Genomic DNA, 13722 nt, shown 5'->3' on the forward strand with positions numbered 1-13722 from the left:
AAAAAAACGACGAAATTAATTCCGTCGTTTTAATAATAATTAAGATGAAATAATTATTAGTTATCTGATTTTTGAAGTAAATTTTTATAAACAAGTCCTCCTACAATTGCACCTAATATTGGTGCAACCCAAAATAACCAAACTTGGTAAAGTGGTTCACCTTGAGTAAAAATAGCTTGCGATAATGAACGAGCAGGATTTACAGAAGTATTTGTGATTGGGATACTAATTAAGTGGATTAATGTTAATGCTAAACCAATTGTGATTCCTGCAAATTTTCCATTAGCAAATTTATCGGTTGCTCCTAAAATTACTATCAAAAAGAACATTGTTAATACGAATTCTGCTGCAAAACAAGAAAGCATAGAATAACCATCAGGTGAAAAGGCATCAAATCCATTTGTTGCAAATGCTCCAGCTTTTGAATTATCAATTACATTACCATTTTTTCCTGTCCAAATGAAGTACAAAGTTCCTGCCGCAGCAATTGCTCCTAAACATTGCGAAACAATATATGACGCTAAATCTTTTGCTGAAAAACGTCCTCCAGCCCAAAGTCCAAATGAAACTGCAGGATTAAAATGTCCTCCAGAAATGTGTCCAACAGCATAAGCCATGGTTAAAACAGTAAGTCCAAATGCCAAAGAAACTCCAGCAAATCCAATTCCTAAATGTACTCCAGCAGGAGTAAGGTAACCAGCTGCAAATAATGCACTTCCGCATCCTCCAAAAACTAACCAATAGGTTCCAAAAAATTCTGCAAATAATTTTCTCATAATTTGTTTATTTATAGTTATTTAGTTTACAGGTAAGTATTGGTATGCCCAATAAATTAAGATAAATTGAATAGGAATTCTCAAATATAAAATCCATCTCGGAATTCCAAGACTTGCTTCATCATTTGTTATCATAAAAAGATTTGATGGAAAAACAACCATTAGATAGCCGATTATTCCCCAAAGTGCATATTCAGTAAAAATTGGAATAAAAATATAGATACCTAATAAGGCACATAAAAACCCTATAATTTCATTAACATGTTTTTTATACGGGATAAATGGTGGGATTACTTTTTCATATAATTTAGGTGAAATAAAGTGATTAATTCCGGCTAGTATATAAAGCACTGCCATGACGTATAAATGCCAAGGTTTGTCCATGAAATATTTTGTTTATTTCATACGAATATAATAATAAATTAACAGATAAATGTTATTTGTAGTTATAATTAGACAAAAAAATAGCTAATTTTTTAATTTTGGTATTTGGATATTCATAATTACAATTGCAATTATAATTAAAATGATTCCAATCCATTGTGAAAAGATTACAACTTCATTTAAGATAAGAAATGCCATTAAAACCGACACAGGAAGCTCTAAAGCAGAAACGATACTTCCAAGACCAATTCCAGTAATAGGGAAGCCAGCATTCATAAGTAAAGGAGGAATAATTGTTCCAAAAAGAGCTAAAAAGATTCCCCATTTTAAGAAAATATCAAAATTGAAAGGTGTTGTTTGAGTAAAAAAACCAAAACCAAATACAATAATAGCTCCACCCAAAAGCATATAAAGACTTCTTTGCGCCGATGAAATTCCCAATGCTACTTTATTAGCCGTAAACATTGTTGTGGTGAAAGATGCAGCTGCTAACATTCCCCATAGAATTCCTCTCCAATCAATATCAAGTTGATTGTTAAGCAAGTTTGTTGCTAAAAAGGTTCCAATTAAAACTATCAAAACGGATATTATTTTTTGCTTAGAAGGAACTCTTTTTTCAAGAAACCACTCTAATAAAACGCCCATCCAAACGGTTTGCATCAATAAAACTATAGCAATGGAAACATTAATATACTTTACACACAAATAATAAAATACACTTGTCATTCCTAATGATGTTCCGGCAAGCATCAAGTGAAATATATTTTTTGGAGTAGCTTTTTCAACAGCTTCTTTATTTTTGAATTTTTGAAAAGTATTGATTATTAAAATACCAAGAATTCCTAATATGAATTGAGAAGAGGTTACTTCGGCAGTTGTAAAACCTTCTTCATAAGCTAGTTTTACAAATGTGGCCAACATACCATAACTTGTTGCACCAAGACCAACTAAAAAAACTCCTTTTAGCAAACTGTTTTTTGACATTTTTTAATTTTTAAAAAGCCGACAAAGATAATAGTTTGTTTGGGGTTTGAACTTGTTCTTATGAGTTTTTTAAAATATTCCTTCTAAAGGTTTATTACTAATTCCAATTTTTGAATAATCAAAACTCATTTTTTCTTTTAATAATGAGGCATAAACACTTCTAAAATCGATTTGATGTTTTAAATCGCCATTGTCTAAATCTGATAAATTTGGATTTTGACCAACGATAGTTCCTTTTGTATTACCACCAATAATAAACATTGGAGCTGCGGTTCCATGATCAGTTCCATTTCCATTGTCTTTTACGCGTCTTCCAAACTCTGAAAACACAACTAAAGTTACATTTTGCATCAATTTTGCATTTTTCAAATCTTGATAAAAACTAAAAACAGCATCATTCAATTCGGATAATTTTCGTTTGTGAATATCTAATTGATTATCATGTGTATCAAATCCTCCAAGTGATGTGTAATAGACTTTTGAATTTAAATTTCCTTTAATCAATCTTGAAATCCATTCTAAGTTTTTAGCCAAACCTGTTTTTGGATAACTCATTTCAGATGAAGATTTTGTCAATGCTTTTTGGATTTCATCTGAACCTTCAGAAACAGAATTTGCAATTTTTCTAACAAAATCTAATTGAGGATTATCCGATAATTTTACATTGTCCTCTTTATCGGTTCTAATTTTAAATCGGTTTGGATCTTTTACAGTAATTGAATTTGGTTCGACACCTTTTAAAGCTAAGTTGTCAATAGAATCTAAATTGATTCCAGCTGTTGGTTGATGTTCATTGCATTGTAAGCCTAAATATCTGCCAAGCCATCCTTCGTTTAAGTATTTATTTGAATCTGTAGCGGTTTGCCAAATTTCTTGACTGCGAAAATGTGAACGAACTGGTTCAGGATAACCCACATTTTGAATGACAGATAAATCTCCATTTTGTTGTATTTGAGCAAAATCTTTTAATGAAGGATGAAAAGCCATGCCTTTATTTTTACCAATTACATCATTTGTATTGATTGAAATTTTTGGTCGTAAATCATAGTACAATGGATTTTCATAAGGAATAAACGTGTTTAATCCGTCATTTCCACCATTGAGTTGAATAAAAACTAAACATTGTTCACCAATTACCAAACTATTTTGTGAACCAAAAGCATGAAGAAATTCAGGAAGAATTAGCATTCCGCCAGTAAAAGTTCCTGTAAGCGATAAAAAGTTTCTTCTGTTCATCTTTTTGTAATTAAATTAATTGATATTCAGGTGTTTTAGTGATATAGTTAAATAATCGTAAAACAGCAAAATCAGCATTTGAATCTTGTGCGTCAAAGTCATATTTCAATAAATTTTCCATGTCTTTTTGCATAGTTTCATCAACTCTAAAAAGTAATCTGTTTGATAAATCGGCTATTATTTTTTTATTATTTGCGTTTTTATCAAAATTGATTTTAACCTTTACTTTTTCTAAAGAAATTGAAACTTCATCGCCTTCTTCAGGAATTTTATTAAATGCTTTTCTACTTATGTTTCGTCCATTACAAAGCAAGTCGCTAGTATTGTTTCGCTGTAAATATATTTGAGATGTTAACCATGAATTTCCTCCATCCCAACCTTTAACATTGGGTTGATTGAACAAATCCATGCCTTGTTGTTTTAAGTAAAAAGCAATTAAATTATTGTCTGTTTCTTCAATATTCAATTCATTTAAAAGTTGTAATAAGTAAACCAGTGGATCTTTTATTTTGCTTCCCTCATTGTTTTTAGAAAATTCTTCCGTAAAAATTTTAGTCAAAAGTGGTTCTATTTCAAAGTTTTGTTTTCTGAAAAAATCTCCATAATAAGTAACTAATTCTTCCGATGGAGTATCATAAATAAACCATTTTAAAATTTTTCTTGTAATTAAATAAGGCGTATTTTTTTGTTCAAATAGAATATCTACTAAATCATCAGCTTTGAAATTTCCTTGTTTTCCAAAATAAGTTTTAATAGAATTATCTTCTAAAAAACGTCTATAAACCGCATTTTCTTCGCCAAGATTTAATCCTGCAAGTGCTTTTGCTCCTTCTTTAATATCATTTTCAGTATAATTTCCAATTCCGATGGTGAATAATTCTAATAATTCTCTGCTTAAATTTTCGTTGATTTTATCTTTTCGATTGTCAACATTGTCTAAATAACGAACCATTGCGTTTGACTTTATAATCTTTTTAGTCAATTCTTTAAAACTTCCAAAAGCATTTTCTCTTAAAATCATATTGTGTTGATAAACCCAATAAGTAGATTTTACCTTTTGTGATGTTGCAACAAAGTGATTGTGCCAAAAGCAAACCATTTTTTCGCGCAAAGGAAAATGTTCAGATTGTATTTTTTCGAGCCACCATTTTTTCAACTCAAAAGCATTTTTGATTTGTTTTTTTATAACTTTTTTCTGTTCATCAGCACCAGCATTTTTGATTGATTGTCGCATTTCTCTCAGTTCAGCAATGGTTTTTGGTTCATCATCGAGAAATGAAGGTAATTGTGTTTCAACCTTTGTATTGAAAGACTTTTTTAGAAAATTATCTAAACCTAATTTATCAATTTCAATAGCTTGCTTAGTTGAAAAACCAAGTCGCAGTGACCAAAGATTACTTTTGTTCATAATCAAAAATGTTATTTTATAAGTTTAGACTTTATTTAACATAAAAGGTTTAAATATTTTTAAAAATATAACGTTAAATAGAGAAATAATCTTTTATAAATGAAAAATATTTTACTTCTATTCTGTTTAAGTTTTCTTTGTTGTAACAATGCAAAAGTGGAAACTCCTGTTAAAGATTATAAATCAAAAAATTTAGAAGCATTAAAATATTGTAAGGAAAATGGTTTTAATGAAGAGTATTATTTTTTATTAGATTTAAGTATTCATCCAGGAAAAAATAGATTTTTTATTTATGATTTTAAAGAGAATAAAATTTCAGATAAAAATTTAGTTACTCATGGTGCGTGCGATCATTTTGAAACTAATCCTGATAAATGGGAAAAAGCTAAGTTTAGTAGTAAAACCGACAGTCATTGTTCCATGAAAGGAAAGTATAAAATAGGTAAAAGAGATTATAGTTCTTGGGGAATTAATGTGAAATATTGGCTTCATGGATTAGAAGAAAGCAATAAAACAGCAGAAAAAAGAGTAGTGGTTCTGCATTCATGGAGTGCGGTTTCTAACGAGGAAATTTATCCTGAAGTAGCACCTTTAAGTTGGGGTTGTCCTGCTGTTTCAGATGAATTTATGAGAAAATTGGATACCAAACTTAAAGCGACAAAAAAGCCAGTATTGCTTTGGATTATAGAATAGAAAATCCTGCAAAAAAATAATTCTTGCAGGACTTTGCTCCCAAATTAAAAAACCTAACTTTATCTTCTGCCGTTAGATCTTGCTCTAACTGGACGTGTTTTTTTAACCCTAACAGCTTTCACTTTTCCTCTTTTATTTTTATGTACTACTGTTGTGCCTTTTCTGTTATGAACTACTAATGTTGAAGAGTTTCTTCTTGGCGAATAAACTTTTCTTGCTACTACAACTCTGTGAGTAGTTGTTCTATGATAGTAAACTCTGTGCGGTGCGCAACGACCATAAAAAACGTTGTGACGATAGGGTTTCCATGGTTTCCACCATTTAGGATAAAATCCCCATCGATAAGGTGAAACCCAAACTACATAACTTGGTGCATAAATAAACCGAACACTTGGCCAAAACCAAACATTTACAATTACTCTTGTGGTTTTAATTTCAAAATTATTTGGACCTTTCGAATTTTCTGCTTTTTCATTTACATCAAAAGGTTCAACAATTGTGTTTTCTGCATATAAATTTTCATCACCAATAATTTGAAGTTGTGCTTCTTCAGTTCCTGTTTTTTCAATTCCAATGGTTGCAACATCTTGTTTTTCATTTTCACCCAAAAATGTACTTAAAACAATTACATGAGTGTCACCATCTTTAATATCATTAACCGTAATGTAATCAATTTCACCATCATTGTTTAAATCAAGATTGTTGACATTGTTGTTGTCTTCATTGATTAATTTTTCAAATTCTTCTAACGATTTAGCATTTTTAAACATGGCTAACGCACCTTCTAAACTGAAATTTTCTCCTGTATTTTCAGTAGAACTTTCTTCTTGAGCATAACTGATTGTTAAACAAAAAGTTGCTAAAATTAATGAGATTGTTTTTTTCATATTCTTATCGTTTTTAAATAAGACTATGTTTCTTTTAAAAGGTTTAACTATGAATTAAATTTTACTTCAACTTTTTTTAAAAAATAGGATAGAATTAGTCCTATAAAAACCTAAATATTTCATAAAAAAAAACAATGCTGATTTTTAACCAGCATTGTTTAAAATTAAGGAATGACTTATGAATTCCTATCTAAATATTTACTAATTTTTATGTAGAGTTTGATAATATAATATATTATTACAACTATAAAAACTATATTTAAAGTTTGCCACAACGAGTTTAAAATATAATCTGCATTCCAAACCGTTTCTGTTTCATAGACTTTATCTTCCATATTTTTAATATTTCAATTATTTCTTTTTTAAAAATTTTAAACAAACTTTCAAAAAACTTAAAACAATAATTATAAAAACAATATACATCAATGTTCTTATAACTTCACTAGTGCTAAAAAGGAAAAAATACTTCAAATTATTTACTTTCTATCAAGATATTTTATCAATTTTCTGTAAAGTTTGATTATACTGTAAATAATTATTAGTAATAATATAATAATTAAAATTTGCCAAATAAATAAACCAAAACTAAAATCATTAAGAATTTTTTCCATTTTTATTCTCTAAAAATTTCATTAAAGCTCTATATAATTTTACTATATAATAAACAATAATAATTATTAGAATTATTTTTAGGGTATCAATTATTGTATAAACAATGTAATCCATGTTTACAACCGGTTCAATTTTGTGAATTTCTGTATTTTTCATCTGTAAACTTTTTAATATATCATTGTTAGATTACTGTTATTTTAATATTTCTTCGTTTGTAAATGATTAATTAAATTTTTACACAAGACGATGAGATTACAATTCCAGTGTTAGGATTATAAACAACTGTTAATTCATAAGTATTGGAAACACTAATACCAATACTTTCAATTATTGAATTCGTTTTAACAGTTCCAATTACAACAATTTTTGATGCTCCACTTGGAAGAGTAGTAATACTTGCTTCCCCTTTTTGAGTCCAATCACTCATTATATATAATCCACTTTCCACAGTTGTCGCGGATGTGATTGTTGAGGTTCCATCAGAATGATCTACTATGTTAGCAATCAACGTTACACCTGTATATGAATTTAATTTAAAAGTGAAATATCCCTTATGACCATTTTCTTGTTCAATTATTTCATTTGACTCTAGAAAAGGGGTTATTGAAATAGAATTAAAGTAATTCTCAAACTCCTCAACATCATCAAAAACTAAAGCATTATCCTCTGTAATAGTATCATCAATTACAAAACTTCCTCCATTTTCATTGCAAGTATTAATCATATCTTCAACAAACTCTTCATTTTCGGCTGTTTGACCATTTTCACCAAAAAAATTTACAATACTTGTCCATGTTTCATTTTCAGTATTTTGTTGTAAACTATCTATACTAACTGTTGGAAATAAAAACTCTCTTTGTTCAACTGATAAGTTTTTTACAAAACTTGTTAATGCCGCTTCTTCATATGATAGTGTAGGTTCAGTAAGAATGTTGTTATTACTATTTGAAATGCCACTTGTTTGTTGTGTTCCGTTTGAACCATTGCCTGTTGGAAAACCACTAGTATTATTTCCTGTATTAAAATTAGGTATATATCCAGAAGGAACATAACCAGAAGCACCACCTGTTGTATTTGATGGGACATTTTCAGCATATCCAAATTGAATTTGTGTACCATTACATGGAGCTACAACAAAAGTTGTCTCTATTGTTGATGGTCCTATTTGATCAATAGTGTGCACATAACCACAAATTCCATTTCCAAGATCGTACAACTGACCAACATGTTTTCCTTCAACGGCATACAAGCTAGTTTTTATATCCAAGTCTAAAACAGGAATACCATTTTTTATATTTTCTCTGTCTTGATCTGTCAATTGATAACTTGCTAAAAAAGATTTGTACAATCCATTTTCATCAGGTTTTAAAATTATATTTTCAAGATTTGCATTTGGTTTTTTTCTGTAAATTGGTATCGTAATCCAGTGTTTACTTCCTTCTTCAATAAGTAACATATTTTGATCATCTATAAAAAAATCATATTCCTCATTGTAAACTAATTTACCCGAATCCATATTACTTTTTTTAGTTTTAAACTCTTGTATTTTACTTACAGCATTAGGTTTGCTTGATAACTCTTTTAAAGTAATATTTGTTTTCTTTATATCTCTTTTTGAACTCGATACAACTTCCTCTTGTGTTTCACAACTAATAAATAGTATTACAAAAGATAAAAGAAATGTTTTTAATAAATAATTGAATGTGTGTTTCATGTGTGTGTATTTTTAAATTAATAATTTAAAAAATAAAAAAAGCGCAGGCAGAACCAAATACTCGAACCTGTGGGAGTCGAAGCCCAATTGAACAAAGCAAAAGGAACGCCCACGCAAAAGCATGAACGTATCCACTTTACTTCCCTGTTCAATTTGAATTTCGACATTTCAGGTTCAGGAAATTTTAAAGCAAAACGCTATTTATTTTTCGTTAATGTAAGAACGTGTTTTTTAGTTATAACTATTCCAAATATACTTTTAATTTTTAAAGAAAAAAATGTTTTGCACAAAAAAAAGCCAGTAAAAAAATACTAGCTTTAATTGTGATGAAAAATTTTGTAGTTAATTGTCTACTTCAATTTGATAAAGACCTGAGCTCGTGGTATCAGTGTTTTTAACTAAAATAAAAGTGCCATTTGCATTTAATTCTTCTGATGATTTGCTCAATGCAGCACCTCCACCTATGGCAACTTCAATTCCTTGTACTTCGTTTGTGGTTGACAAGCAAAATACTAAAGGTACTAAACCTACATTTCTAAAAGTAAAAATATTGTCTGTTGAAAAAGCTACTGTACCTACATTTTTTGTGCTATTAGCCGTTACTTCACCGCTAAACTCTATAATGTTTGAGGTGCTTATAGACGAGTTATATACAAATTGTTTTTGTTTTGCATAATCATCTTTATAAACACGCTGTGCAGCAGCATTTATTTGAACAACATATTCATAGCATGTATTTAAAATAGTTATGCGGTCTTCAGTAAGTTTTGGTCGTTGTTTTTTAAATACTTCTTGATTAGTGTTTGCTGTTTGTAATTCAGTTCTAATGGTTTGAATTTCGGCAATTGCTGGGGCTGTAAAACCTTTAGCTACTAATTGTGTTTGATATTTTACACATGCCTTACTCATTTCGTCAAGAAACTGAATCATTTGTGTAGAGCTTTTTCTAGCACGTTCATAATCGTTTAAACCAAACTCGTTTTGAGTTGCAACACTTAGCGGAAAAGCTTTTTGTACAAAATATTTAACATCGGCATACTTACTTTTTGCTTTTTCCATTGCGGTTTGAATTAGTTCTGTTTTTTGAACTTGTATGTCAATTACAGCGGTATCTGCAACAACAGTTTCAGCATTGGTAACTGCGGTTAAAAATTGCGTTGCAAAAGCAGCTGTTATGGTGCTGTCAAAAGTTGTAAATTTAGTTAAATCAGAAATCAGTAGGTTGTGTGCTACCCTTGCGTATTCTGCCATTTGCGCGTCTGAGCCATTGTAAGCTCTAATTACTTCTTGTGGATTCATAATAATATTTTTATTTATTCGTAGATTATAAATTTACTCAAATGAATAATTCAAAATACAATTTAACATATATTTATTATATATGACATTCCGTCATATCTTTAATGCATTCCGTCATGTTTTTAATACATTCCGCCTTTGTTTTACAATGTATTGTCAGTTTTTTATAACATTCCGCCTTGTTCTTACAGTGTTCCTGTAGCGGAAAGAACTAAAAACAAGGCGGAAGATTATAAAACTAAAGCGGAAAGAATCAAAGACAAGGTGGAAGGCTATAAAACTATAGCGGAAAGTTATAAAAACATTAGCCTTTTGTATTTTCAGTGTCTAATAAATCACTTAAATGAACGCGCAATGCTTTCACAGAAATACTGATTTCCCAAAAAGAAATGCCTAAAGAAATAAGTAAACAAAGCAAGCTCGCGCTAAAAATATAGATACCAATTAGCTTCCATTCGATAAACAAAACTAACATTCCAAAAACAGAAAGAAATAGACTCAATACTCCAAAAAGTTGCATGTAACGAATTAAGGTTAAGCGCAAGTTGAGGTTTTTAATTTCAACTAAAATACTTTTGTTATGTTCTATATCGTAGGTTTTTTTCAATCCACGAACGATTTGCGCAATAGTCAAAAACCGATTTGTGTAAGCTAAAAGTATTAAAGATGTTGCTGAGAAAAGTAACGCTGGAGTTTCTATGGATAAATTCATGATTTATTTTATTATTTCAAAGGTTTCCGAATCTTTTTTAAATTTAAAATGTACTTGATTAGCTTCTTTGTTAATAATCATATCAATATTTATGTTTGTGACATCAAAGTCAACTTGGGTAATCCATCTATTAGAAACATTTGAAAAATCGGAAGCAATTTCTTTAGAATCTGAAATTAATTTTAATTCAGAACTATTGGAAGAGAAAACCAATTCACAACCTTCAAACGTTTTGTATTTCTTTTTCCCAATGACAATAATATTCATAAAATGATAGTCGGAAAGTTCTTGGAAATCTATCCAAATTCCTCCATTTTCTATTGAAGCGATTTGCTCACCAGGAACATTTAAAATTCGGTTTTCTGTAAAAGTATCAACATGATTTTTTTCAGATGTATCAACTCCTCCAAGTTTTGAAACGATGGTTTTTAATAAAGAAATCATTTTAATTGTTTAAAAGTGAATTTATTTTAGTTTTTAGTTCTTCAAATTCTCCTGTTGAAAATCCTGTTGAAGTGTAAACAACTTTACCATTTTGGTCTATTAAATAATTTCTTGGGATATATTTTGTGGCAAATAGATTATAAATTGCTTTTCCTTTATCTGCATAAATAGGAAATGTGAACTTCTTTTTTTGAATAAATGCGTTAATTTCCTCTTGTGAATGATCACGTCCAATACTAAGAATAGTGAAATTTTTATTATTTTTAAGTTTGTTCCAAATATCTTTTTCTATAAATGGCATTTCTTGCATACAAGGTCCACACCAAGTTGCAAAAAAGTTTATCAAAACAACTTTTCCTTTATAATCAGAAAGATTTACAATTTTTCCTTCTGAAGTTGTAATTGAAAAATCTGGCGCAACTTCATTGATTTGTACCAAACTACTATTAGTATATTCTTCATTTTGATTTTGACCGAAAATGGAATTAAATCCTAAAAGGATAATTAAAAATAATTTTTTCATGATGAGTTTTTTATAATCTCAAATATATAAAAAAAACCTGCAAGTTCCGAAACTTCGGAATAACTTACAGGTCTTTTATCTATCAGTCTAATATCTATTTAATCAACTCAAAACTTCTCTTTACGAAAGCAGTTAATTCTTCGCCTTTTAATAATCCTTGAGAAATTTTAGCTAAATCAAGAGCTTGTTTTACCAAACTTTCTTGAGCAGATTTGTCAGAGGTGTTTAAAATGGTTGTTGCTAATTCAGAATTCGTATTTACAACCAAGTTGTACATTTCAGGGAAATTACCCATTCCGAACATTCCGCCGCCGCCAGTTTGACTCATTTCTTTCATTCTTCTCATGAATTCTGGTTGCGTAATCATAAATGGTGCAGCATTGCTATCCATTGGTTCTAATTGTACAGAATAATTGGTTTTTGGTACAATTTCCTCTAAAACCGTTTTCAAATTCGTAGCTTCATCTTCTGATAATTTTGAAATTTGAGTTTCTTCTTTTTGAATTAATTTATCTATATGGTCAGAATCTACACGAACAAAAGTTAGGTTTTCATTATCAGATTCTAGTTTTTGAATCAAATGCGAAACAATTGGAGAATCTAAAAATAAAACTTCGTATCCTTTATCTTTTGCAATTTCAACATAACCGTGTTGAGTATCTTTATTTGAAGCATATAAAACTACTAATTTTCCGTTTTTGTCGGTTTGATTTGGAGTGATAGCTTCTTTCAATTCTGATAAAGTGTAATATTTATCATCAACTGATGGATATAAAACAAAATCGCCTGCTTTTTCGTAGAATTTTGGTTCCGATAACATTCCGTATTCTAAAACAATTTTGATGTCGTTCCATTTTTTCTCAAAATCTTCACGGTTTTCATTGAATAAACCTTTCAGTTTGTCGGCTACTTTTCTAGTGATGTAATTTGATATTTTCTTCACATTACTATCAGCTTGTAATCCAGAGCGTGACACATTCAATGGAATATCTGGTGAATCAATGACACCTTTCAACATTCCTAAAAATTCTGGCACAATTCCTTCAACGTTATCGGTAACAAAAACTTGATTTTGATACATTTGAATTTTGTCTTTTTGCATTTGCATGTCGTTAGACAATTTTGGGAAATACAAAATTCCGGTCAAGTTGAAAGGATAATCTACATTCAAATGAATATTGAAAAGTGGTTCTTCAAATTGCATTGGATACAATTCGTGGTAGAAATTTTTATAATCTTCATCTGTTAAATCTGTTGGTTGTTTTGTCCAAGCAGGAGTCGGATTATTGATAATGTTATCTACTTCTTTATATTCAGTTTTATAATCTTCTGGAGCATCTTCTGGTTTAGGTAATGCTTCTTGCTTAGTTCCAAATTTAATTGGAATAGGCATGAATTTATTATATTTAGTAAGTAATTCTCTAATTTTAAATTCTTCTAAAAATTCCAATGAATCTTCAGCAATATGAAGGATAATTTCTGTTCCACGAGACGTTTTATCAGCTGCTTCCAGAGTAAATTCTGGACTTCCATCACAGGTCCAATGTGCTGCTGGTTCGTCTTTAAATGATTTTGTGATGATTTCAACTTTTTCTGCCACCATAAAAGCAGAATAAAATCCTAAACCAAAATGACCTATAATTCCTGAATCTTTGGCAGAATCTTTATATTTTTCTAGGAATTCCTCAGCACCAGAAAAAGCTACTTGATTGATGTATTTTTCAACTTCATCAGCTGTCATTCCTAAACCTTGGTCAATGATATGAAGTTTTTTAGCTTCTTTATCAATTTTTACCTCAATAATTGGATTGCCATATTCTACTTTAGCTTCGCCAATACTGGTTAAATGTTTTAATTTTAAAGTTGCATCAGTTGCATTTGAAACCAATTCACGAAGAAAAATTTCGTGATCATTGTAAAGAAATTTCTTGATTAAAGGGAAAATGTTTTCTACTGAAACATTAATTTTTCCTGTTGACATATTTTGAACTTTTAAGTTAAACAATTTATATTTTGTTACTAGTCAAATAGAATACCAAACAAATAAATA

General features: G+C 29.5%; 14 protein-coding genes. 1 reads left to right on the forward strand and 13 read right to left on the reverse strand.

Going from position 1 to position 13722, the window contains the following annotated elements; translation table 11 throughout:
• Positions 1 to 56 precede the first annotated feature (56 nt).
• From aqpZ to Q0049_RS12020, 5 genes are all read right to left on the reverse strand, one after another.
• On the reverse strand, positions 57 to 776 hold the full coding sequence (aqpZ, locus tag Q0049_RS12000; protein ID WP_298120038.1) for an aquaporin Z: 720 nt from the start codon (positions 774 to 776) through the stop codon (positions 57 to 59).
• 21 nt (positions 777 to 797) lie between these two features.
• Positions 798 to 1160, reverse strand: coding sequence for a DoxX family protein (locus Q0049_RS12005; RefSeq protein ID WP_298120042.1), 363 nt, complete (start codon positions 1158 to 1160; stop codon positions 798 to 800).
• An 84-nt stretch (positions 1161 to 1244) separates the two neighbouring features.
• Positions 1245 to 2144 carry a DMT family transporter gene (locus Q0049_RS12010; protein ID WP_298120044.1) on the reverse strand — a complete coding sequence of 300 codons (900 nt, stop codon included), beginning with the start codon at positions 2142 to 2144 and terminating at the stop codon, positions 1245 to 1247.
• Positions 2145 to 2213: 69 nt separating this feature from the next.
• Positions 2214 to 3380, reverse strand: a complete 1167-nt coding sequence (locus Q0049_RS12015; RefSeq protein WP_298120047.1) for a DUF1501 domain-containing protein — start codon at positions 3378 to 3380, stop codon at positions 2214 to 2216.
• A 10-nt stretch (positions 3381 to 3390) separates the two neighbouring features.
• Positions 3391 to 4788, reverse strand: coding sequence for a DUF1800 domain-containing protein (locus tag Q0049_RS12020; RefSeq protein ID WP_298120049.1), 1398 nt, complete (start codon positions 4786 to 4788; stop codon positions 3391 to 3393).
• 99 nt (positions 4789 to 4887) lie between these two features.
• Here Q0049_RS12020 and Q0049_RS12025 point away from each other — a divergent pair, with 99 nt between their 5' ends.
• Positions 4888 to 5481, forward strand: a complete 594-nt coding sequence (locus Q0049_RS12025; protein ID WP_298120052.1) for a murein L,D-transpeptidase catalytic domain-containing protein — start codon at positions 4888 to 4890, stop codon at positions 5479 to 5481.
• A gap of 59 nt (positions 5482 to 5540) precedes the next feature.
• Here Q0049_RS12025 and Q0049_RS12030 read toward each other — a convergent pair whose 3' ends face one another.
• From Q0049_RS12030 to htpG, 8 genes are all read right to left on the reverse strand, one after another.
• On the reverse strand, positions 5541 to 6368 hold the full coding sequence (locus Q0049_RS12030; RefSeq protein ID WP_298120055.1) for a hypothetical protein: 828 nt from the start codon (positions 6366 to 6368) through the stop codon (positions 5541 to 5543).
• A gap of 594 nt (positions 6369 to 6962) precedes the next feature.
• The gene (locus Q0049_RS12035; protein ID WP_298120058.1) at positions 6963 to 7136 is read right to left on the reverse strand and encodes a hypothetical protein; all 174 of its coding nucleotides are present in this window, start codon (positions 7134 to 7136) and stop codon (positions 6963 to 6965) included.
• A 70-nt stretch (positions 7137 to 7206) separates the two neighbouring features.
• Positions 7207 to 8694, reverse strand: a complete 1488-nt coding sequence (locus Q0049_RS12040) for a hypothetical protein (protein WP_298120061.1) — start codon at positions 8692 to 8694, stop codon at positions 7207 to 7209.
• A gap of 342 nt (positions 8695 to 9036) precedes the next feature.
• A complete protein-coding gene (locus Q0049_RS12045; protein ID WP_298120063.1) occupies positions 9037 to 9993 on the reverse strand; it encodes a hypothetical protein in 957 nt (318 codons plus the stop codon).
• Positions 9994 to 10297: 304 nt separating this feature from the next.
• A complete protein-coding gene (locus Q0049_RS12050; RefSeq protein ID WP_298120065.1) occupies positions 10298 to 10705 on the reverse strand; it encodes a DUF2721 domain-containing protein in 408 nt (135 codons plus the stop codon).
• A 3-nt stretch (positions 10706 to 10708) separates the two neighbouring features.
• Entirely contained in the window at positions 10709 to 11149 is a 441-nt protein-coding gene (locus Q0049_RS12055) for a hypothetical protein (RefSeq protein ID WP_298120067.1), read from the reverse strand.
• Between the two features lies 1 nt (position 11150).
• Positions 11151 to 11672 (reverse strand): TlpA disulfide reductase family protein, encoded by a 522-nt coding sequence (locus tag Q0049_RS12060; RefSeq protein ID WP_298120070.1) that lies wholly within the window; start codon positions 11670 to 11672, stop codon positions 11151 to 11153.
• Between the two features lie 94 nt (positions 11673 to 11766).
• Positions 11767 to 13653: a molecular chaperone HtpG gene (htpG, locus tag Q0049_RS12065; RefSeq protein ID WP_298120072.1), complete on the reverse strand. Its 1887-nt coding sequence runs from the start codon at positions 13651 to 13653 to the stop codon at positions 11767 to 11769.
• Positions 13654 to 13722: the final 69 nt, after the last annotated feature.

Source organism: Flavobacterium sp., from assembly GCF_027484205.1.
GTDB lineage: Bacteria > Bacteroidota > Bacteroidia > Flavobacteriales > Flavobacteriaceae > Flavobacterium.